Raw genomic sequence first — 21,561 nt, 5'->3', positions numbered from 1 at the left:
CATTATCGATTAACCAATGGTATATTAGAAGTAACAGATAAGTCATTTTATTTGAAAAAGTGTTTGGGAAATGTTTGGGGAGGAATGTTTATGTGTCAACCGCAGGAAAAAAAGAAAGAAATTTCTGTTGCTAAGTTACGTTATCGTTTTGAAGTACCAATGATTATCATTGGTTTTGTTTTATTGTTTTTAGCATTGGGGTTAGTTGCCTTATTGATATTGAGTGATTTGCCGATTCCTGACTGGTTATTAATTGTCTTAATTGCACCAATTGCGCCAGTCATTGCTTTTTTTACCATTCGTTATATGTACATGGATACTGCTTCTAACGGAGTGGAAATTACAGAAAATCAGTTACCAGAAATTTATTCCTTGTATATTGATTTGGCAAAAGAAATGGGCTTTGGCACTAAAAAATTAAGGATGCCACGTCTTTATTTAATCAACGGGAATGGTGTCTTAAACGCTTTTGCGGCAAAATGCTCTTTACACAGACGCTATGTTGTCATTCACAGTGATTTGTTGGATATCGCGTACAATACAGGCGATTTTTCGCTGATTCGCTTTATTTTGGCACACGAGCTAGGACACCATAAATGTGGGCACACTAATTTATGGCGACTAATGTTATCCATTATTTTGAAACCAGTTGCGTTAGATAAAAGTTTTACAAGAACGCAAGAATATACCGCTGATCGCGCAGGTTTATACTACGCCGAAGAAGGTGCTTTAAGTATGATTTATTTATTTTCAGGAAAATACATGGGCAGTCGTGTGGATTTAGAAGAATACTTTCACAGTATTGATTTACATGATGATACCATCTGGCTTAAATTGAGTAACTTCTTATCCGATCATCCTGTTGGCTTCCGTCGAATGCAAACATTGAAAAAAGCCAAAGATACTGGCAATTGGGACGTTCATGGGAAATTTTTCTAGCAAGAGCCAACCATCATTAAATAAACGTGCTGGGACAAAAGATTCTTTAACTTTTGTCCCAGCACGTTTATTAATCCACCAATAAATGAACAAATTCTTCTTTGGTGATATTTACAAAGTAGTCTTCAAAGTTAAACGCTGCTAATGCTTGCCAAATTGATGAATACTGATAGTCCACACCTAATAAAGCTGCAACGATTTCCGTTGTTTCTTTTTTGGCAAAATAATCACCATAAATCGTTAACTCAATTATTTTACCTTTTTCAACAGTCAAACGTGCATCCACGATGCCGCCTTTAAACTTTTCTTCTTTTTTGATCGTAAATTTAGGCGCTTCACCAAAAATCCAAGCTTCATTGCCATACACTTCAGCGACCAATTTCCTAATTTCCTGTTGATCTGCTTTGGTTAGGACATATTCTTTCTCCGCAATTTCAGTTAGAGATTCGACATCAAAGAGCTCCATCAGTAAACGATTGCGAAATTCCTCAATGGTTAATTGTTGATATTTTTCGTCTAAGTACGGCCGTAAATTGGTTACGCGTCCCCGAACAGATTTTGTCCCTTTTGATTCAATTTTTTTCTTAGAAACAGTTAAAACACGTTGAACTTCTGCCAAATCAACATCATACATCAAGGTACCATGAGTATACATCTTCCCCTTTTTTGTATACATGGCATTGCCAGAAAATTTTTTCCCATCAATTAATAAATCATTGCGACCGCTAATCTCGGCCCCCGTTGCGCCCATTTTATGTAATGCTTCAATAATTGGTTTAGTGAACGCTTTAAAATCCCCAAAAGCTTGATGTCCTTCCTGAACAACAAAACTAAAGCTGACATTCCCGAGATCATCATAAACAGCACCACCGCCCGATAAACGGCGAGTAATAACGATTCCCTTCTCTCTAGCATAAGCTAAGTCAATTTCTTCATAAGCATTTTGATTTCGGCCTAAAATAACACAGGGTTCCTGAATATAAAACAACACTAAGGGCTCTTCAAAAGAGAGAGTGTTTAATAGATAATCTTCCGTTGCTAAATTTTCACGAATATCTCGTGACTGCATTATGACATAACGCATAAGGTCGCCCCACTTCTTTTTCTTCTAGTGTATCACTTTCTTTCAAAATTGGTTCACTAAACGTCTTCTCTGGCCATTCTCAAAAGCGGATGATCAACAAAAAAACGAACGTGGGACAACAATCACTTTGGATGTTTGTTCCACGCTCAAAATCTAATAAACAGCAATTGCAGAACTGTTTAGCTTTTTAATCTAACCAAGTTACTACTTCTGAAACATCTCGTCGGACTGTTTCAAAGCCGGGTGTTTGAGCTTTGCCAATCGGAATAATCAGTCCGTTCACTAAATGATCCTCAATATTAAATAACTTGCGAACCGCTTCTGTTTCAAAACCAGACATCGCCACAGTATCATAGCCTCGATCTTTTGCAGAAAGCATCAGCTGCATTGCAACTAAGCCTTGGTCTAACATTAGCCACTCTCTTTTTTGTTCTTCGCTAACATCATAGTACCAAGAAACATTTTCATTAATTCCTTGACGAATTTCTTCCGTCATCGTTCCTTGTGCGACAGCTTTAGCACTGATTTCATCTGCATTTGCCACTGTATAAGCAGTCAAATCACCTAATAAAATAATCACCGCCGCTGCCCCTTTAACTGCTGGTTGTTGCATCGAAACTTCGTAAAGGGCCTCTTTTTGTTCTTTTTCTGTGACAATTAAAAAACGCCATGAATTTAAATTGGTACTATTTGGCGCGAACATCGCTTCCTCAATTATGGCCATTAATTCCTCTTTAGGAATCTCAACATCTGGCATAAAATCCCGAACTGAGCGGCGGCTGCGAACAACATCTTGATACATCATATTTCTTCTTCCTTCCTCTTGCCTTACTTGACATAGTTATTATTACTCACTATGATGGAGAAAAAAAGTACGCACTTTTTATTCACCTAGGAAGAAAAAAGTAACCATTACGTGTCACAAGGAGAAACTATGACAACTGATAAACAAACCAGTATCAACTTAGCCCTTTCCACCATTAACGGCAAATGGAAATTATCATTAATGGATGAATTATTCCAAGGAACCAAGCGCAACGGTGAATTGATGCGTGCGCTCGACGGAATCACTCAGCGCGTCCTGACAGATCGCTTGAGAGAAATGGAAAAAGATGGCCTAGTCCATCGAGAATCCTTTAACGAACTACCCCCGCGTGTGGAATATACGCTCACTCCGGAAGGATATGCTCTTTACGATGCCCTCTCTTCACTTTGCCATTGGGGCGAAACATTTGCACAAAAAAAGGCGAGACTTAACAAATAAGTCTCGTCTTTTTTTATCTATTTTGGGTATTATGGGTAAACTTAAGATATTTTTGAAGTCCTTCTTGAATTGAATAAACGGGCGAAAAACCTAAGCCTTTCAAAGCGGAACTATCTGAAAGAGAATATTTTATATCGCCATCTCGTTCCTTTTGATAAGAAACTGGCAAAGAAAGTCCCACTAATTGGTTCATTTCTTCAATTAATTGATTAAGGGAAATGGCAACTTCGGTACCCACATTATAAACATGTCCCAACGCTTCACTTTTGGTTGCTACTAAATTTAATGCAGTTAGGACATCCTCAATGTAGATAAAGTCACGTGTTTGCTGACCATCTCCAAATATTTGAAATTGGCTCACTTGCCCTTGCTCTAATTGGATATAACGATCCATCAAAATGGACAGGACACCAGAATAGGGTGAAGCAGGATTTTGATTGGGACCATAGACGTTAAAGAAGCGAACTGCGCTCGTGGGTACCCCGTGTAAATGGTATTCATTGAGAACATAACGTTCAGCAGCAAACTTATCAATAGCATAGGGACTCAAAGGGCAAATCACCGAAGTTTCTCTTTTAGGCAACGTTGGCTCTGCACCGTAAACGGCTGCTGACGAAGCAAAAACAAAACGTTTGAGCTTTTTTTGATATTTTTTTATTGATTCCAGTATTTTCAATACACTTAAAAAATTGACCTCATGGGTCTCTAGAGGCTGTGCCACAGAACTTGCCACGCTTGCCACGGCCGCAAGATGAAAGATATACTCAAACGAATGCTTTGAAAGTACTTCGTCCAATAATTGCTGATCCGTCACACTTCCTTTAATAAAAACCAACTGCTCAGTTTGTTGCAAATTTGACACTCGCCCCATGGACAAATCATCAATCACAAAAACTTGATACTGTTGACTATAAAAATTAGCCAAATTAGAACCAATAAAGCCAGCTCCTCCAGTAATTAATAGTTTCTTCACCTCTTTGCTTCCTCTCTTTTTTTTTAATTTAATTCCACTTTTTTCGTGTTATTTTCTCTTTGGAATAAAAAAATGCAATATCGAATGAACACATAACTTACAATAGCCACAGCTAATAAGAGTTCAAAAGTAGACAAAATATTTAACAGACTCGTTAGGCCTACCTTTTCTGCAAATAAAGGTTTAACTTTGACTAATGCTGTCGCAGAAATTACTAATGGGAATGTAAAGGCAGCATAACTTGGATAGAATGTCACTTGCATAATTTTATATAGATTCACTACTACAATCCCATAAATACATTGAGATAAAATTAGCAAGAAAACAACTAATGGCATATACAAATGACCACCCATTGAAATATAGCCAGCTAAACATAACGAACCTGGCGCTGTCATAATCGTCAATAAAGGAATGGTCGATTCAGGCATTTCTTTCGACTTCGTAATTCTCTTGATTAAAATTGGTAACAAGAGTAAATAAAAGAACAACGCTACCCAAAAAACAATTTTTCCCAACTCATTGATAAACAATTGAGAAGTATTAGGAATAACGCCAATGCCGACAAACGTAATAAACCAGCTTGGATAAATATGTTCCAGTTCGATTTTTGTTGGAAAAATATGCACCGCTACAAAATAAATCATTAAAATAAAATGTAAAATCACTGCGCCAATCCACAACACGTTAATCCAAGCAGCATTGGTAAATATCCGATCTAAGAAAACACAGATAACCATTAAAGCCATTGTAAATGTTGGTGATACCGAAGCAATAATTGGATCATCTAAGGTGCTTAATGCATGTTTCATTGTAAAAATAATTTTTAAAATAACTAAAATCATTAAGAGACTGCCAAGTACACAATAAATGGTCCCAATTGTTGCATATCCCAAGGAATAAAGTAAATTCCCCAAAGAAACCATCCCTAAAATTAGTCCGCAAATGGGAATCGGGACTTTCCGCAAGAATTTTTTCGCACTTTCTACCATTATGTAGTCACACTCCGTCTTTATTTATTATTATTGATATTAATCAAAAGTATGTTATTATACTAAATGAAATATTTATATTTGTAAAATAAATATTTGCAATACCAACTATTAAGATAGTAAATAGAAAGAGGCGATTTTATGTTCGAATGGATCAAAACATTTATTGCTGTGTATGAAACCAAAAATTTTAGTGCGGCGGCCAAACAATTGTATATTTCTCAGCCAACTGTTTCTTTGCAAATCAAGAAATTAGAGCAACACTTTTCGATCAAGCTGTTCTATCGTAATGGAAAACAATCGGTTATTCCAACCAAAGAAGCTGATTTTTTATATCCAAAAATGCTCTCGATTATTGAAAGCTTAACTACTTCTTTTGCGCAAGCTGCAGAAAAAGAGAATTTTAAAGAAGACTGCATTATAGCCTCTTCAAATACAGTTGCTATTTATTTACTGCCAGATATTATGGAGAGTTTGGTTACCGCTTTTCCACTCATCAATTTTTCGATTCAACTGATGAATTCAAACGAAGTCGTGGATATGGTTCAAAATAATCATGCCCACATTGGACTAATTGAAAAACCCATTGAAACCAAAAATCTACACAAAGAAATTGTTTATGAAGATCAACTAGTTCTAGCAGGAGATGCCGCTTCAAAATTTTGGCTCTTAAGAGAAAAGAACTCTGGCTTACGTTTTTTCAATGAGCTTTATCTCAACGAACACAGCATCAACTTACCAATTATCGAATTAAACAACAACGAAGTCCTGTTACAATTGCTAAAAAATAACATTGGGCAATCAATTGTTTCTCGATTATCTATTTCCGATGAGATCCCTTGGCAACCAATTGATCAGTCCTTTGCTTCTCGAAAAATTTTCATTGTCCAGACCGATCACCATGCCAATACTTCCTTCTCTGAAGTTTATAACCGAATCGTTGAAAAAATTCGTGAACGACAAACCTAAAAAACAGGAGAACGACTTAGCTTTCGCTAAATCGTTTTCCTGTTTTTTTATTCATCAGTTTCCTCTACCAATTCAAATTCAAAAGGTTCTAACTCAAATAGTTGGTGTAAAATTTGCTGGGTTTCTTGGAACACTTGTTGTGGCTCTTTACACAAAAGAGTGCTTTGAATGGTCTGTTTTTTTGATTGAAAAAGAATTCTCGTTTCCTCTTCCTTGAATACAACTTGATGAGTTTCCCTTTCAAACACCGTATATTCTTCGAACATTTCCATAACTAATTTTTGACGAAACCCTTCTTTGAGTGCTAATAAAGTTACTAAATCTGCAACGGTTAGCGTTTCTAACGCAATTGTTTCATCTTCTACATGAACAAGATAATTCGTACACTTCACATTCGGACAGGCATTGCAGCCGCCATTAATCAAGTCTGAGGTAGTTGTTATTTTCACCTGTTTCATCTTAATCCTTCTTTCCTACTTTTCGAGAAAAACACAAGGGGTCTCCTCAAAAATATTCAATAAAATATGATTGACTTCTTGAAAGACTTCTTCGTGATTCCGGCATTGTTTTTCCATTACTAAACGCAGATCATTCACAACAAAAGTCAACGTCGTCGCTTGTTGGGAAACATGTATACAACGGTTGCCTTTAACAAAACATTCTGTTTGTTCTTCAATGAATGGTTCTTTTTGATAGCCATATGCTAAAGCGATACATTCCAGAATTTCGTAGATTTCTATTTTTGGAAGTTCATAGCTACAGCTACCGATAACTAGTTGAAAACGGTTCGGCTGTTTTTCATTATTGCTTGCATAATACACTGTTGTCGTTGTCATTTTGCCTCCTTATCTTCTCTATTTTCCTACTCTTATCATAACAAAAAAAGCACGCTTCCCTTATTTAAATTGTTAATAAAGACTATTACAGATTGGTATAACCACACCTAAAAAGTTCGTGATATAATTCACTAAGAAAGAAATATTACAGAAAGAAGAGATGAACGATGAAAGTATTTAACAAAAAAGTCGCAATTATTGGTACTGGTTTTGTTGGCACAAGTATTGCCTATTCCATGATCAACCAAGGGATTGCGAATGAATTAATCTTAGTTGATATTGACAAAGCCAAATCTGAAGGCGAAGCAATTGACTTATTAGATGGTGTGTCTTGGGGTCAAGAAAATGTAAACGTCTGGGCTGGCGACTATCAAGACTGCCAAGATGCCGATATCGTCGTGATTACAGCTGGCGCTAATCAAAAACCTGGGCAAAGTCGTCTAGATTTGGTTTCAATCAATGCAGAAATTATGAAAACAATTGTTAACAATATCATGAAATCTGGTTTTGATGGAATTTTAGTGATTGCCTCAAATCCTGTCGATGTACTGACTTATGTGGCTTGGCAAGCTTCTGGTTTACCTGTTTCAAGAGTAATTGGAACTGGTACAACTTTGGACACAACTCGTTTCCGCAAAGAACTGTCTCAACGTTTAGCGATTGATCCACGCAATGTTCACGGCTATATTATTGGCGAACACGGGGATTCTGAAGTGGCTGTCTGGTCTCATACCATGATTGGTACCAAACCTATTTTAGAAATTGTGGATACGACAGAGCGCTTAACTAGTGACGATTTACCAATCATTTCTGATAAAGTGAAAAATACAGCTTATGAAATTATCGATCGCAAACAAGCGACCTATTATGGGATTGGTATGAGTACTGCACGCATTGTTAAAGCCATTTTAAATAATGAACAAGCTATTTTACCTGTCTCAGCTTACTTAGATGGGCAATATGGGCAACAAGATGTATTTACAGGGATTCCTGCAGTCGTTGGCAATCAAGGTGTTACTGACATTATTGAATTGAATCTGAATGCTGCTGAAAAAGAACTCTTCCAAAAATCAGTGACACAATTAAAACAAGTGATGTCATCGTTACAACCGAACGCTTAGTAATTTTTAACTAAAAATAACACTTCAACTAAATTATTCTCTACCAAAATAGATTCTAATTCCCCTTTATCGTTCTTTTTGGTACCATGAAAGAAGAACTTCAACTAAAGCAGAAATTAGGAGGACAAAAAATGGTAATCCAAGGAGATACGTTAGAAAATAGCGCACGTCGTTTATTGCAAGAACGTGGCGTAACAATGAATGATTTAGCTGAACTTGTGTTATTTTTACAAAAAGATTATATTGATAATTTAACATTAGATACTTGTTTAGAAAGTATTGATGCAGTGTTAACAAAGCGTGAAGTACACAACGCGATTATTACAGGTGTCCAACTGGATATTCTGGCAGAAGAAAACAAGCTACTCTCACCGTTACAAGAAATTTTAACGGAAGATGAAGGGCTTTATGGCATTGATGAAATTATGGCGCTCTCCATTGTAAATGTTTATGGATCTATCGGTTTTACGAACTATGGGTATATCGACAAGGTAAAACCAGGCATTTTAAAAGAGTTAAATGCGCATGATGGCGAACATGTCCACACATTCTTGGATGATATCGTGGGCGCAATTGCGGCTGCGGCTGCCAGTCGGTTGGCTCACTCACAACCAGATTTAAGTGATATTACTAAATAAAAAACTTGCCTCTTCATTTTTATGAGAAGAGGCAAGTTTTTTATTTGCTGGACTTCTCACAAGCTTTCTACTTAACAGTAATTATTTGCCGTGTTATGTTACAGTCAAGAATAAACAGCTAAAGGAGGTTATCTAGAAATGAAAAAGTTTTTACGCGTATTTTTAATTTTTATTGGGGTATTCTTTCTTGCAAGTTGCGGTTCAAAAATAGAGACAAAAACCTTTGTAGGTTCGCCACAAGATGGGATTGATTCCACCTTAACCTATACGTACCAAGGAGATAAAGTCTTAACGCAAACGGCTAAAAACATTGTTTCTTATGACAAATTGGGGATTACAAAAGAAGAGGCAAAAACAGCGTTGGAACCCGTTTCTAAACAATACGAGGACATCAAAGGGCTTGATTACAAACTGACCTATGAGGACAAACAAGCCATCGAAAAATTGACGATTAATTATGAAAAACTTGATTATGATAAAGCAAAAAAAGTGGATGGTATCCAGATTGATGGAGATTCTTCTAAGGGAATTAGCATGAAGAAAAGCCAAGAATTGGTGGAGTCACAAGGTTATACAGAACAAAAATAATAAAAGAAAGCGTGCGACAATGGGCATTGTTGCACGCTTTCTTTTGATTATTTAAATCGATGTTGCCATCTTCACTGCCTGAATTGGGTCAAAATGATGGACAGAGTAAACGACTGTACCGGCTTGCCAAACTACTGAGTTGCGATTATAGTCAGTGGTTCCTGCCACGTTCAGTGTGATTTGACCAACGGTATTCGGTGCTGGTAATGTTTCTTGTTCCAAAATGTTGACAACATTTTTCGCTAAATCATCAGGCGATTCACCATTGATATTTGAGGCCCGTACGACTAAACTCCAATTGCCTTCTTGCCAAGATAAGTAACTAGAACCTGCCGCCCCTTGTTTATACCCAGTAATATTGTAACCTAAATCTACTGGTTGACCGCCATTGTCAATGATTTGGTTCACTGCATTTTTTGCTTCGGCATCAGAGCCATATGTTTTTTTCTCAAAAGAACTAATTGGCGTTAACTGATTAACACGTGCATCATTCACTGGAATCGCTTCTTTTTCTGCATAATATAAAACACGGAAATTGTTTTGATCCGCTTGTGATGTTGTCGCTGCAGTTAAAAAGTTATTCGTTTGACTCGTTAAAATTGCCTGCGGTAAGCCTTGACTAGGAAACATGTTTGCTAGCTGGTTAAGCACTTGGTTGGCTTGGTCATCTGGATTCGCATTTTTCGCTGGTGATTGCTTCTCTGCTGAGCCATTATTTGCCGCTTCCTTCGTAGAAGAAGCTGTTGCTTTCGAATCAGCTGTTGTTGTTCCTGACGGTTTCGCATCACTAGATTTTGTTGCTGCTTTGCTACTTGATTCTTTTGTAGCAGATGCTTTTGTACTCTCGACTGTGGTACTTTCCGCAGCACTGGAACTACTATCCGTATTTTCTGTACTTTTTCCGCCGCCACATGCTGCTAAAGCAAGGGTTAAAAGAAAAGCACTAGAAATAAGCCCTATCTTTTTCATAAGAATTCCTCCTTGTTTTCCCTACCCTTATTGTACCTTAATCATGTGTATCCGTCACTTGTTTGTGTTTCGTTCTAAGTTGGTTTAAATAACAAAAGTGGACGGTAGGATTCGAACCTACACCTCAACATTGAGCAAGAATAAACTACTGTTAGTCTCTATGAGTTTAACACCACGTTCATCCACCTATTTGATTGATCCTTTGTATCATAACTTAGAATAATTAAATTGCCTTTAAGGAGCTTCAAAGATTATATGAAGAATTGTAAAAAATCTGTGACGAAAAAACGATTGAACCAATCAGTAGATACACTGAGGTTCAATCGTAACCAATTGTTTAATTATCTGAAAAAACTCACAATTCAACGTTAGTCCCTGGTGCTTTTTTGTTTTCCCCTTGTTGTTTTTTTAAGAATATCCCCAAAATGACAGTGATAATAGGACAAAGCAATGGGAAAAAGGCATATGGTAAGTATTCTAGTGCACCAACTTTTAACGTTCCCATAATGAAGGTACCACTAACTCCCCAAGGAATTAACGAGTTGACTGCCGCCCCAGCATCTGCCAAAGTACGAGTTAAATATTTTTTATCAATACCTAAACGAGTAAATGAGGATTTAAATGTTTCCCCTGGTAAAATAATTGACAAATATTGTTCGCCAACTAGTAAGTTAATTCCCACAGAACTTAAAGCAGTTAAAGCGATTAATTTAGCTGGATTATTCACATAGCCTTTAATTTTATCAATTAAAGTAGCCACGATGTTAAACTTAATCAACAAGCCGCCCAAACCTAATGCCAAAATAATCAACGCAGCAGAACCTAACATGCTTTCAATCCCACCACGAGATAAAAGTGTATCAATACTTTGGTCCCCTGTATCTGCCACATAACCACTCATTAAGATGGTAGAAACTTTCGCTAAACTTAGGTGATGATCATTTATAAAAGCTAAGATGACCGCCACTGTAGAACCGACTAATAACGTTGGAATAGCTGGTACCTTTTTCCAAGCGAATAAGAATAAAACCGCTACTGGCAACAATGTAATCGGTGAAATCCAGAATCCTTGATGTAACGTTTGGACCATTGCATCAACCGATTGTAAATCCGCCGAGCCAGATTGATGCCCCAAGAAGATATAGCCGACAATCGAAATAATAAACGCCGGAATAACAGTGTACATCATGTTTAGTATATGTTCAAAAAGGTTCACGCCACCAATTCCAGCAGCTAAGTTTGTTGTATCAGATAACGGTGAAATGTTGTTCCCCAAAAAGGCACCTGAAACAACTGCGCCAGCTGTCATCGCATTGTCGAATCCAAGAATATGTCCAATACCTAGAAAGGCAATCCCCATAGTTGAAACAGTTGTAAAGGAGCTCCCTACTGTCACACCAACTAGTGCACAGACCACAAAAACGGTTGGTAAGAAGAACTTCACTGAGATAATTTTAAAACCATAGACCATAATTGTTGGAATCGTCCCAGATAAGATCCAAGTAGCAACTAAGACACCTATCAGCAAGAAAATAATAATCGGAATGATCCCTGGTTTAATCCCTTCCACAATGCCTTCGTGGATTTCATCCCAAGAAAATCCTTTCCATTTGCCATAAAGCAACAACAACATGAATACAAAAAGAATCGGTATGTGAGGGGTTAATTTTTGACCAATAATTAAGTACCCGAGAATCGCTAACAAGGCAATCAAAATGCCTAAACTTTCAGCGAACGAAACAGTGGGTTTCGTTGATTTCATATGAAAACCTCCTTTTATGGAAAGCGAAAACTGAAGCAATAATCGAACTTGCTTCAGTTTCCAAACGACAATTTACTATAGTCATCAGGTGAAGAGGCACTCAGCAAAATAATTGCTGGCCTTTTTATTCACCTAAATCTTCTTTTACTTCCGTTGCCCAACTTGCTTTTTTAAAGCGATTAATGATTAACGGAATCACAAACATGACAATAGTGATTAATGCAACTAAGACTGCATCAGTCACGGTTGTTGTACCTAATGTGGCGAAAATAACAATGATAACACTAAAAATTAACATTGCTGCCACTAAATAAGCTAAGCCATTACCTTTTTTACCAATTCGGTAAGGACGTAGTGTATCTGGTTGAGATTTACGTAATTTAATTAGGGAAATCGCAATCAATACATACACAATACTATAAATAATTGTTGTTGCATTTGTTAAAGTTAAGAATACAGCGTTGACATCATCCATTACCCCATAAAGTAAAGCGAATAATGAGATAACCACAGATTGTGTTAACACAACGTTACGAGAAACGCCATATTTATTTTCGCGATGGAAACCAAATTTTGGTGGCAATAAGCCATCACGAGCAACTTGAATAATTGTTTTTGATGGTCCAGTAACCCAAGCAGATAATTGTAATAACACACCTAAGAAGACCATGAAACTAAAGATATTACCAATAATTGTTGGTAAACCTAAAACGTCACAATAAAGCAAAATTGGTTGTGTAATGTTAGACAATTCCATTTTGCCATTTGGAACAATATTAGCAACAAACATTGCATTAATAACGTTTAATAAAACTAAACCAATTAATGAAATGAAAACGCCTTTTGTATAATTTTTTGTTGCATCTTTCAAACGAGGAATATAAACAGAAGACATTTCAATCCCAACAAAGATAAACGCAATCCCTGCTAGATATTTAAATGTGTCCATATTTTCTAAGTTTGGTAAAACTTTTGACCAAGAGAAGGCACCTAAATAGCCGCCAGGTGTTAAGCCTACTTTAATCATTGAAAGAAGACCTAAAACAAACATAACTAATACTGGGATGTAAACACCTAGCCAAACACCAATATTTCCGCCAACTTTCGCCATGTCAAATTTCAAGTTCAAGATTGTAATAATCCAGTAAATCACTAAGATACAACCTAATACGAACCAATGATTTTCACCTAAGTGAACATTACCAAATGTATTACCTAGCAAAGGGCCTAATGTAGAAGCAACCATTACCATTCCTGGGAACATTTGCACCCATAGTAACCAAGCGACAACAAAACCCCATTTGCTACCTAAGGCAGTTTTAACCCAAAGTTGAGGGCCACCTTCTTGAGGAAGCATCGTAGATAATTCACCAGATATCAATGCGATTGGACCAGCAAAGAATAAGACCGCGAAAATTGTGTAAGAAATTAATGTCCAACCAACAGCAGCAAGTGTTGGGATACTACGTACAGTTGCACACAATGCCATTGTTAAACCGATAAAAGTACCTAATTCAATTTTTTTAACTTGTTGTTTATCCAATTTTGTACACTCCTTATAAGATTTTGGATAAGGAGCATGAATGACTGTTATACGCTGAGTAAAACAGTCATTCGACTGCCTCTTACCCAGACAAAGAATTGGTTAAGAGGTTAGCCGTCTGGTTGATTTATCTCTTGAATAAATCAACCAGACGAACGTTCCCTCGTTCGGTTACCATTTCTTTTTTCCGTTTAAGATTCAATTATTTTACGTCGTAAATTTGTTCTAATTTTTCTTGTAAAGCAGCTTGAATCTTAGGAGCGTAAACATCAAATTCTTCTTTATCGTTCATGTATGGAGTCATTACAGCAGCACGTAACACAGTTACTTTACCTGCACGGTTCCATTCTTCGTCACTAAATCCTAAGCTGTTTACAAATTTTAATGGGCTGTTGCCATAATCTGGAATAGCAAAGTCAGTATGTGAAGTAATGAATTCGTTGTTGTAAATATTTCCTTTAACGTATGATGCATAGTCATATACATCATGGTTTAATTTGTTCATTGCTACTAAATCATCGTTGCCTTTTTCTTTAAACACATAGTCAACCATGTTGAAGTCTGGATGAGTTAATGTGTGGACTTCGATTTCTTTGTCGCCAACTTTGAATGTTAAATCATTCAAGAAGTTATAGAAATGATGTGATCCTTCAATTGAAGCACCAATTAATTTACCATAACCTGCAACGTTTAAAGGTAAAACGTGATGTGCAGCCCATACAGAAGCAGCTGTTGCACCAGCTTTTGAACCTTCAAGGATATAAGCACCTAGTAACGCAGGAATATCGGCACCTTTTTCAAATACGTAAGTTGCGAAGTAAGAAATAACGTCGCGCATACGGATATCTTGGATAACGATACCACCAGCTGAATAAGGGATATAACCCATTTTATGAGGGTCAATTGTTACTGATTCTGCTAATTCGATTGCTTTATATGCATCATACACTTCTCTTGAAATGTGTTCTTTTTTCTCTTTGAAGACACCGTATTCTTCGTGAACATCTTGTAAATCTTCGTAAGGGATGAAGTTGTTGTCTTCGTCTAAGAAGATGGCACGTCCATAACCACCATAAGCAGCATCAACGTGTACATAATAGTAAATACCGTCTTTCATTAATTCATCGCGTAAAGCAATAATTTTATCGATTGAGTCAACGGCACCTTCTTCAGTAGAACCAACTACACCGACAACACCTAGCACTGGAATTTGTTCTTCTGCTAAGCCACGAACGATTTTTTCTAATTCGTTGATATCCATACGGTAGTTATGGTCAACTGGTACTGGGATAACTTGATCTAAACCGATACCGATAATATCAGCAGCTTTTAACCAAGAATAGTGTTTAGTTTGTGGGACTAACCATTTACCGATTGCTTGTAAATGTTTACCTGAACGAGCTGAATGAGCTTTGATTTCATCAATTTCATCTTCAGCTGATTCTAATAAGTCCATAATTTCTTTTGTTGGCATGTTCAATAGTTCCCAATCTGATTTGCCAGCAACTAATTCTGGTTTTACTTCTTTCATAGCAAATGGTAATGATTTAATGTTACGGGCATACCATAAGCCTTCTAAGTTAGCTAAAGAACCATCAGCAACGATGTGTCCCCAACCATTTTTGTAGCTCATTAAGTGAGCAAATTCATGTCCTACTTCTTCTTCCATTTGAGAAGTTGCTGGAGAAGATTCATAGGCAACGTTGTTCCCGTTCCATAGCATTGCAAAGTTGTAAGCTAATAGAGAAGGCATTAATGTTTCTGAGTTCATATGTCCCCAATATCTACCTGCTGTATGCCATGGAACTGAATGTGTACGCATGCGAGAAGAGATTTCATTCAATACATCTTTCATATGGTTGACAGTTTTTTCGTAGCTTTCAGATGTGCGTTCTTGAGAAGAGATAACTGGCATGTCTTGTGGCATGTAGTTTTGACGCCATCCTAAATGTTCATCTACTAAGTCGATCAACAAGTCTTTATATAATTGTCCGTTTTCGGCTTTGTCCCCAATGAATAGTGCATTAAGGTTCATTTCGCCTTTTGCTAATTTTTCGTTTTTCATACGAAAATTCCTCCTTACAAATTTTAATGAATTAGATTTTGCATTCACAACTTACACCCAAACGGCTAAAGTGTAAAGAAGAAAAATAACAATGGTTATCATAGCTCTTTAATTTTATAATTTTTTCACAAGGTGTCTTGTCAGAACCATTATATAAAAAAATAAGAGTGGGATTGTGTGTACAATCCCACTCTTATTAGGTGTATTAACGGTTTCACCACTACCTGTAAGGAGAAATAGAATTTTAACTTTGATCAAATAATCACACGTCTTCTCTTCGTGAAATTATTATCAATTTCTAATCCATTACTTTTGCTAAAAAGTAATTTTTCTTCCCTTTCCGTACAACAACGAATTTTCCATCGAAATGTTGTGTTGGATCGACTGCAAAATCTAAATCGGTAACTCGGTCACCGTTAATACTTATAGCTCCTCCGCTCACATCTTCGCGAGCTTGACGTTTTGATGGTTCGATTTCTGTGTCAACTAACCAATCTACGATGTTTTTAGCATCTTTGGTAATTTCAACAGTTGGCACATGTTCTAACCCTTGCTCGATTTCCTCAATCGTTAAGTCTTTAATGTTGCCTGAGAAAAGAGCTTCTGAAATTTTTTGCGCTTCTTCTAATGCTGCATCATCGTGAACAAATCGTGTCACTTCTTCAGCTAAGCGTCTTTGTGCTTCACGTTTACCTGGTTCTTTTTCAACTTTTTCAGCTAACGCATCGATTTCTTCTTTATCTAAGAAAGTAAAGAATTTCAAGTATTTGATGACATCACGATCATCTTGGTTTAACCAGAATTGGTAGAATTCAAATGGTGAGGTTTTCTTAGGATCTAACCAGATAGCGCCACCCGCTGTTTTCCCAAATTTTGTACCATCTGCTTTTAGCATTAAAGGAATGGTTAACCCGAATACTTTGGCTTCTGGTCCTTCTTTTTTACGAATCAAATCTAATCCTGCAGTGATATTGCCCCATTGATCAGCGCCACCAATTTGCAATTGAATATTATGTTTTTTATGCAATGTGTAAAAGTCAATTGATTGAAGAATTTGGTATGTGAATTCTGTAAAGGAAATGCCACTTTCTAAACGACTAGCGACAATGTCTTTTGCCAACATCGTGTTGACATTAAAGTTTTTCCCGTAATCTCTTAAAAAATCTAATAAAGATAGTTCTGATAACCAATCGTAGTTGTTCACCATTGTTACCTCAGCATCTTTACCAAATAATTTTTTCATTTGGTTTGAAAGACTGTCCACATTATGTTGCACAGCTTCCATCGTTTGTAAGACACGTTCAGTTGTTCGTCCACTCGGATCACCAATTGTTCCAGTTCCGCCACCAATTAAAATGTATGGGTGATGACCTGCTAATTGGAATCGTTTCATCATCATAAAAGGAATTAAATGTCCAATATGCATGCTATCTCCAGTTGGATCGACACCGCAATATAGCGAAATGCTCGTATTTTCTGTAAGTTCTCTTAGTCCTTCTTCGTTTGTTTGTTGATTGATTGCATCACGCCATGCTAGCTCGTCAATGATATTCATGTTATCACCCTCCATATTTATAATTATCTCTTTATAGGAAATCGTTCGTTTAACGAAACAAACGATTAACACACTTGTTTTTACACGATATTCCGTGTTTATTTCTATGTATACACGGGTTCACGAAATTTTCTTTGGTCTGCCACGTATTCAAAAAAAGAATACAAAAAATCCCTAAGCCGTCGAAACGACTTAGGGACGAATTTCTCGTGGTACCACCCAAATTTATACATAGTTTAATTTATTTAAAATACTATATACCTCTTAACAAATAACGCTGTTACCCGTGCCCTGTAGGCAGAAGCTCAAGAATGTAATTCGATAAATAACGTGTACTAGTTTCCAGCGCCACTAGCTTTCTGTAACAGTGGTTATTTCTCTACTGCTTTTCTGTCATTGCTTTGTATTTAACTTGTACATGTAGCATATTCCTTTTCGTTTTTTTTGTCAACACTCTTTGCTTAATTTTTTTTACTTTTACAAAAGATGTCCCTTTTTCACAAAAATAAAATAACGAATTCAAAATAATATTTATTTGTTTTAACAGCAACTACAGATAAAAAAATAACGAAAAAATTTAAAAAATATTCTTTTAAATTTTTTTGACTTTTTTTGTGATTTTCTATACTTTTATAAAATTCCCGAAGAAAAATGACGAACTTCGGATCAGAAGTTCGTCATTTTGTGAAAAACAGTTTTAAAGAATTGGTGAAAATAATCGTGAAATTTGTTGTTTAAAAATCAACCATTTTGACATGTCGCGAACAACTTCTGGAGTCATTGTTGTACATTTTTTTCGATCTTCTAAGAAAATTGCTTCTAATTGATCAATGATTTTTTTATCATATAACACAGCATTTGCTTCAAAGTTTAATTTGTAACTTCGGATATCTTGATTGGCTGAACCAACTGTGCAGACTTCATCATCCATAATCATTGTTTTCGCATGTAAGAAACCACCGTTATAAATTAAAATTTCAATATTTTCTTTCATCAATAAGCGGCCGTAATACTGTGTTGCTCGATAAATAAACGGATGGTCGGGCTTATCTGGAATCATAATTTTAACATCTACTCCTGAAGCCGCAGCAACCTTTAAAGCAGCCAAGACACTGTCATCAGGAACTAAATACGGCGTTTGAATCCAGACTCTTTTCTTGGCAGAAGTAATCAATTTAATAAAGGCCAATTTAATTTGTTCACGGTCACTGTTAGGACCACTGGCAATCATCTGAATGGATGTATTTGCCTCTGGCACCAATGCTTCAAGTTTAAAGAAATAATCCAATTGATACGCCACACGATTTTTCTCGGGGGAAGAGACGTTCCAATCCATTAAAAAACGCATTTGCAGTAATGAGGCTGCTGGCCCTTGAATCCGTAAATGTGTATCCCGCCAATAGCCAAACTTTTTAGTCGTTCCGGCATATTGATCGGCAACATTAAAGCCGCCAATGTAGCCTACTTTTCCGTCAATAACAACAATTTTCCGGTGATCATGATAATTCAAACGAAACTTCAAAAGTGCTTTTTGAGAAGTAATAAACGTTTGGACAAAACCACCGTTTTTTTTCAATTCATTCAAATGATGAACCTTGGTGCCCTTTGAGCCAAAGGCATCGTAAAGCAACCGCACTTCAACCCCTTCAGCCGCCTTTTCTTCTAATAAGTTCAAAATTTTGGTGCCGATATGATCCGTTACAAAGGCATAATATTCAATATGAATGGAGTGCTGAGCTTTTTTTATGTCCGCCATCAACGCATTGAATTTTTCCGTACCATCCGTAAAAATTTCAACATCATTTTTCTTAGTCAGAGGCATCCTATTTAACGAGGAAAAAAAGTCTGTAAACTGTTGTTGCTCCTCCGTCGGCATCTTTTGACTATAAAGTTCAAAACTTTCTTCTTGGAAATTCTGAAAATTCTCTAATTCCCGCAAATCACTTTGTTGCAAATAAAATTTCTTTTTGTCGGTTAAACCGCGCCCAAAGAATAAATATAAGAAAAAACCAAAAACGGGTAGAGCAATCAGTACGAGTAGCCATGCCCAAATTGCTGCTACATCTCGAGGTTTTAACAAAATGGTAATTCCCGCAATAATTGCATTAATAAAATAAATAACTGTTAAGACGCTAAGAATCAATTGTCTTCCTCCTTTATTTGTTACGTTTTAGTATACCATCAATTACGGATTTGGAATATCTTTTCTTTAGCTGCTTCTGTCTCAAAAAATAAAAAGACCCCCTCATTCTAGTACCAGTAACTAGAATGAGGGGGTCTTTTTGATGTTTGTTTGAAAGTCTTTTAACTTAATTTCGTGTAAATGGACCTTTAGGAGCAATCAATTCTAAATTTGTACCATCTGGATCGGTAAAGTAAGCAACCCCTGTACCAAAACCGCTCTTCAAGCCATCTTCTTCTTGGAATGTAATCGGCTCTCCATCAGGTTCTACGCCAATCGCTCTTAAACGTGCAACAGCTGCATCAATATCTTCCACTTCGAAACACATATGCATTGCACTAATTTGTTCGTTGGAATAAGAAGCTTTTTCTGATTTTGGTTTAACATATTCTAATAAATCAATATTGATGTTTTCTAGATGCACATTGGCATACTTGATTAATGTATCATCTAACCCTTGTGTTTGGGCCATCCGTTTTCCACCAATTTCATCACGATTTGCGATTTTTGTTCCTGTTAATGCTTCATAAAACTTTACTGATTCATCCAAATTACTGACTGTAATCCCCACGTGGTTGACTACTGAAAAACCTTTAACTGCTTCACTCATTGTATCTCCTCCTAATTAATTTTTAGAAATCAAACGTGTCTGGATCTGGTCCCACACGTAACGATTCATTCAATTGGTTAATTTGTGCCATTTCATCTGCACTTAGTTCAAAATCAAAGACCGCTGCATTGCTAATCATCCGTTCTTTGTGGACAGATTTCACGGCTAATAAGATATCTTGTTGAATATCCCAACGTAAAATCACTTGGGCTGCTGATTTATTATGGTTCTCAGCAATCGCCAAAATGGTTTCGTTCGATAATAATTGACCTTGCATCAATGGTGACCAAGCTTGGACTTTGATATCATGTTTTTCACAGAAATCACGCACTTCTTTTTGATCCAATTTTGGATGTAGTTCCACTTGGTTAATTACCGGAACAACTTTTGCATAAGAAAGTAAATCTTCTAAATGATGAACTTGGAAGTTGCTGACACCAATTGCTTTCACTTTTCCTTCGGCGTATAAAGTTTCTAAAGCTTGCCATGATTCTTTGTAAGAATTATTTCCTGGCCAATGAATTAAATACAAATCTAAATAATCTAAACCTAAACGTTCCAAACTATCATTGAAAGCTTGAATTGTTTCATCATAGGAAATATGCGCGTTCCAAACTTTCGAGGTAACAAATAAGTCCTCACGGTTCAAACCAGTTGCCGCTAAGCCTGCTTTAATTCCCGCTCCTGTGCCAGATTCATTACCATAGATTTGCGCTGTATCGATTAAACGATAACCATTGATAATCCCTTCTTCGACCACTTTTGCTGTCTCTTCATCTGGTATTTGGAATACCCCGAGACCCATTCCTGGAATTTTAGTGCCGTTGTTTAATGTTACTGTATCTGCTAGTGATGTAATCATTTGATTCGCTCCTTTAACGTTTTCTGATATCATCATATACCGTGCCGTACATGCTGTATAGTACGTACTTTTTCGTTTCATAGGAACCAAAAAGTGCGCTTTTTGTTAAATTCGCTTTTTTAGCCTGAAAAATTTTTAACTTTTTTTATATAACGTACTTTCTCGCTCTTCTAAGCGTAGCATTCTTTAACCGATTTAACTAGTGTATCTCTCACGACACACGACATTTTATGTAAAAAAAGAGAACGCGTACTCCGTCTTCGAAACGTCCTAAGACGCCGACAGAATACCGTTCTCGTGGGTTTGGCACCCAATGGGGGCATAGGGATTCGAACCCTAGACCCTCTGATTAAGAGTCAGATGCTCTAACCAACTGAGCTATGCCCCCGTTGTATAAAATGGCTTTTCAGCTACCTCAATATTGTAGCACTCCGCTATTATTTATACAAGAGGGAATTTTTTTCAGTTGTTATTCTTGTGAAGATTGTTCTTTTTTTACAGGACAAGCTGTTTGACAATCTTCACAACTTTCCCCTTTTTTGATTCGTCGATAGGTGATGATTCCTGCTGTTCCAAAAATTAAAATGGATAAAATAATTGTTGCCATCC

21 protein-coding genes, 1 tRNA gene and 1 other annotated feature are annotated in these 21,561 nt (G+C 36.6%); of the genes, 6 read left to right on the top strand and 16 right to left on the bottom strand.

All coding sequences use genetic code 11. The features are described 5' to 3' along the window. Positions 1-84: 84 nt before the first annotated feature. On the top strand, positions 85-939 hold the full coding sequence (locus IGL42_RS01970) for a M48 family metallopeptidase (RefSeq protein WP_002392656.1): 855 nt from the start codon (positions 85-87) through the stop codon (positions 937-939). Between the two features lie 70 nt (positions 940-1,009). On the opposite strand, the gene IGL42_RS01965 is transcribed toward IGL42_RS01970, so the two are convergent. Both IGL42_RS01965 and IGL42_RS01960 read right to left on the bottom strand, forming a co-directional pair. Then, positions 1,010-2,023, bottom strand: coding sequence for a lipoate--protein ligase (locus IGL42_RS01965; protein ID WP_002371455.1), 1,014 nt, complete (start codon positions 2,021-2,023; stop codon positions 1,010-1,012). Positions 2,024-2,210: 187 nt separating this feature from the next. Continuing rightward, positions 2,211-2,828: a nitroreductase family protein gene (locus tag IGL42_RS01960; RefSeq protein ID WP_002355466.1), complete on the bottom strand. Its 618-nt coding sequence runs from the start codon at positions 2,826-2,828 to the stop codon at positions 2,211-2,213. Between the two features lie 111 nt (positions 2,829-2,939). Between IGL42_RS01960 and IGL42_RS01955 the strand changes: the two genes are divergently transcribed. Then, positions 2,940-3,287, top strand: coding sequence for a winged helix-turn-helix transcriptional regulator (locus IGL42_RS01955; RefSeq protein WP_002355464.1), 348 nt, complete (start codon positions 2,940-2,942; stop codon positions 3,285-3,287). A gap of 13 nt (positions 3,288-3,300) precedes the next feature. Here the strand turns inward: IGL42_RS01955 and IGL42_RS01950 are convergent, their stop codons facing one another. Then, positions 3,301-4,260, bottom strand: coding sequence for a GDP-mannose 4,6-dehydratase (locus tag IGL42_RS01950; protein ID WP_002371454.1), 960 nt, complete (start codon positions 4,258-4,260; stop codon positions 3,301-3,303). 23 nt (positions 4,261-4,283) lie between these two features. Beyond that, a complete protein-coding gene (locus tag IGL42_RS01945; protein WP_002355462.1) occupies positions 4,284-5,252 on the bottom strand; it encodes a TDT family transporter in 969 nt (322 codons plus the stop codon). A 141-nt stretch (positions 5,253-5,393) separates the two neighbouring features. Between IGL42_RS01945 and IGL42_RS01940 the strand changes: the two genes are divergently transcribed. Next, on the top strand, positions 5,394-6,221 hold the full coding sequence (locus tag IGL42_RS01940) for a LysR family transcriptional regulator (protein WP_002358639.1): 828 nt from the start codon (positions 5,394-5,396) through the stop codon (positions 6,219-6,221). 47 nt (positions 6,222-6,268) lie between these two features. Here the strand turns inward: IGL42_RS01940 and IGL42_RS01935 are convergent, their stop codons facing one another. Beyond that, positions 6,269-6,679, bottom strand: a complete 411-nt coding sequence (locus IGL42_RS01935; protein ID WP_002358638.1) for a DUF4809 family protein — start codon at positions 6,677-6,679, stop codon at positions 6,269-6,271. A 15-nt stretch (positions 6,680-6,694) separates the two neighbouring features. Continuing rightward, positions 6,695-7,057: a DUF4809 family protein gene (locus tag IGL42_RS01930; RefSeq protein ID WP_002364850.1), complete on the bottom strand. Its 363-nt coding sequence runs from the start codon at positions 7,055-7,057 to the stop codon at positions 6,695-6,697. A 167-nt stretch (positions 7,058-7,224) separates the two neighbouring features. Between IGL42_RS01930 and IGL42_RS01925 the strand changes: the two genes are divergently transcribed. The 3 genes from IGL42_RS01925 (at position 7,225) to IGL42_RS01915 (ending at position 9,404) form a co-directional block, all read left to right on the top strand. Next, positions 7,225-8,178, top strand: a complete 954-nt coding sequence (locus IGL42_RS01925) for an L-lactate dehydrogenase (protein ID WP_002370889.1) — start codon at positions 7,225-7,227, stop codon at positions 8,176-8,178. A 131-nt stretch (positions 8,179-8,309) separates the two neighbouring features. Further along, positions 8,310-8,816, top strand: a complete 507-nt coding sequence (locus tag IGL42_RS01920) for a phosphatidylglycerophosphatase A family protein (RefSeq protein WP_010710809.1) — start codon at positions 8,310-8,312, stop codon at positions 8,814-8,816. 138 nt (positions 8,817-8,954) lie between these two features. Beyond that, positions 8,955-9,404: a YehR family lipoprotein gene (locus IGL42_RS01915; protein ID WP_002355456.1), complete on the top strand. Its 450-nt coding sequence runs from the start codon at positions 8,955-8,957 to the stop codon at positions 9,402-9,404. A gap of 51 nt (positions 9,405-9,455) precedes the next feature. On the opposite strand, the gene IGL42_RS01910 is transcribed toward IGL42_RS01915, so the two are convergent. The 10 genes from IGL42_RS01910 to IGL42_RS01865 all read right to left on the bottom strand — a co-directional run bounded on the left by IGL42_RS01910 (position 9,456) and on the right by IGL42_RS01865 (position 21,559). Continuing rightward, positions 9,456-10,373, bottom strand: coding sequence for a hypothetical protein (locus IGL42_RS01910; protein WP_185776365.1), 918 nt, complete (start codon positions 10,371-10,373; stop codon positions 9,456-9,458). 355 nt (positions 10,374-10,728) lie between these two features. Further along, entirely contained in the window at positions 10,729-12,135 is a 1,407-nt protein-coding gene (gene nhaC, locus IGL42_RS01905; RefSeq protein WP_002363118.1) for a Na+/H+ antiporter NhaC, read from the bottom strand. A gap of 124 nt (positions 12,136-12,259) precedes the next feature. After that, positions 12,260-13,678 carry a tyrosine-tyramine antiporter gene (gene tyrP / locus IGL42_RS01900; RefSeq protein WP_002355453.1) on the bottom strand — a complete coding sequence of 473 codons (1,419 nt, stop codon included), beginning with the start codon at positions 13,676-13,678 and terminating at the stop codon, positions 12,260-12,262. Between the two features lie 202 nt (positions 13,679-13,880). Further along, positions 13,881-15,743: a tyrosine decarboxylase gene (gene tdc / locus IGL42_RS01895; RefSeq protein WP_002355450.1), complete on the bottom strand. Its 1,863-nt coding sequence runs from the start codon at positions 15,741-15,743 to the stop codon at positions 13,881-13,883. A 298-nt stretch (positions 15,744-16,041) separates the two neighbouring features. Further along, the gene (gene tyrS, locus IGL42_RS01890) at positions 16,042-17,298 is read right to left on the bottom strand and encodes a tyrosine--tRNA ligase (RefSeq protein ID WP_002355444.1); all 1,257 of its coding nucleotides are present in this window, start codon (positions 17,296-17,298) and stop codon (positions 16,042-16,044) included. A 191-nt stretch (positions 17,299-17,489) separates the two neighbouring features. Continuing rightward, positions 17,490-17,704 (bottom strand) — a binding site (T-box leader). A gap of 291 nt (positions 17,705-17,995) precedes the next feature. Then, positions 17,996-19,441: a cardiolipin synthase gene (gene cls / locus IGL42_RS01885; protein ID WP_002361214.1), complete on the bottom strand. Its 1,446-nt coding sequence runs from the start codon at positions 19,439-19,441 to the stop codon at positions 17,996-17,998. A gap of 166 nt (positions 19,442-19,607) precedes the next feature. Further along, a complete protein-coding gene (locus IGL42_RS01880) occupies positions 19,608-20,090 on the bottom strand; it encodes a VOC family protein (protein ID WP_002355441.1) in 483 nt (160 codons plus the stop codon). A gap of 22 nt (positions 20,091-20,112) precedes the next feature. Further along, the gene (locus IGL42_RS01875) at positions 20,113-20,988 is read right to left on the bottom strand and encodes an aldo/keto reductase (protein ID WP_002390484.1); all 876 of its coding nucleotides are present in this window, start codon (positions 20,986-20,988) and stop codon (positions 20,113-20,115) included. A gap of 278 nt (positions 20,989-21,266) precedes the next feature. Further along, a tRNA-Lys gene (locus IGL42_RS01870) sits at positions 21,267-21,340 on the bottom strand. Positions 21,341-21,421: 81 nt separating this feature from the next. Next, positions 21,422-21,559, bottom strand: a complete 138-nt coding sequence (locus IGL42_RS01865; protein ID WP_002355364.1) for a hypothetical protein — start codon at positions 21,557-21,559, stop codon at positions 21,422-21,424. Positions 21,560-21,561: the final 2 nt, after the last annotated feature.

This window comes from Enterococcus sp. DIV0712, assembly GCF_050554855.1.
Taxonomy (GTDB): domain Bacteria; phylum Bacillota; class Bacilli; order Lactobacillales; family Enterococcaceae; genus Enterococcus; species Enterococcus faecalis.
Note: the sequence above shows the minus strand (reverse complement) of the source record. Positions and strands in the feature narration are given on the sequence as shown.

What these genes read in the sequence shown, in the direction of transcription:
- IGL42_RS01920 (WP_010710809.1), top strand. Translation starts at nt 8,310, where the DNA reads ATGGTAATCCAAGGAGATACGTTAGAAAATAGCGCACGTCGTTTATTG.
- IGL42_RS01970 (WP_002392656.1), top strand. Translation starts at nt 85, where the DNA reads ATGTTTATGTGTCAACCGCAGGAAAAAAAGAAAGAAATTTCTGTTGCT.
- IGL42_RS01930 (WP_002364850.1), bottom strand. Translation starts at nt 7,057, where the DNA reads ATGACAACGACAACAGTGTATTATGCAAGCAATAATGAAAAACAGCCG.
- IGL42_RS01910 (WP_185776365.1), bottom strand. Translation starts at nt 10,373, where the DNA reads ATGAAAAAGATAGGGCTTATTTCTAGTGCTTTTCTTTTAACCCTTGCT.
- IGL42_RS01965 (WP_002371455.1), bottom strand. Translation starts at nt 2,023, where the DNA reads ATGCGTTATGTCATAATGCAGTCACGAGATATTCGTGAAAATTTAGCA.
- IGL42_RS01925 (WP_002370889.1), top strand. Translation starts at nt 7,225, where the DNA reads ATGAAAGTATTTAACAAAAAAGTCGCAATTATTGGTACTGGTTTTGTT.
- IGL42_RS01935 (WP_002358638.1), bottom strand. Translation starts at nt 6,679, where the DNA reads ATGAAACAGGTGAAAATAACAACTACCTCAGACTTGATTAATGGCGGC.
- IGL42_RS01865 (WP_002355364.1), bottom strand. Translation starts at nt 21,559, where the DNA reads ATGGCAACAATTATTTTATCCATTTTAATTTTTGGAACAGCAGGAATC.
- IGL42_RS01915 (WP_002355456.1), top strand. Translation starts at nt 8,955, where the DNA reads ATGAAAAAGTTTTTACGCGTATTTTTAATTTTTATTGGGGTATTCTTT.
- IGL42_RS01875 (WP_002390484.1), bottom strand. Translation starts at nt 20,988, where the DNA reads ATGATGATATCAGAAAACGTTAAAGGAGCGAATCAAATGATTACATCA.
- nhaC (WP_002363118.1), bottom strand. Translation starts at nt 12,135, where the DNA reads ATGAAATCAACGAAACCCACTGTTTCGTTCGCTGAAAGTTTAGGCATT.
- tyrS (WP_002355444.1), bottom strand. Translation starts at nt 17,298, where the DNA reads ATGAATATCATTGACGAGCTAGCATGGCGTGATGCAATCAATCAACAA.
- IGL42_RS01940 (WP_002358639.1), top strand. Translation starts at nt 5,394, where the DNA reads ATGTTCGAATGGATCAAAACATTTATTGCTGTGTATGAAACCAAAAAT.
- IGL42_RS01880 (WP_002355441.1), bottom strand. Translation starts at nt 20,090, where the DNA reads ATGAGTGAAGCAGTTAAAGGTTTTTCAGTAGTCAACCACGTGGGGATT.
- IGL42_RS01945 (WP_002355462.1), bottom strand. Translation starts at nt 5,252, where the DNA reads ATGGTAGAAAGTGCGAAAAAATTCTTGCGGAAAGTCCCGATTCCCATT.
- IGL42_RS01960 (WP_002355466.1), bottom strand. Translation starts at nt 2,828, where the DNA reads ATGATGTATCAAGATGTTGTTCGCAGCCGCCGCTCAGTTCGGGATTTT.
- tdc (WP_002355450.1), bottom strand. Translation starts at nt 15,743, where the DNA reads ATGAAAAACGAAAAATTAGCAAAAGGCGAAATGAACCTTAATGCACTA.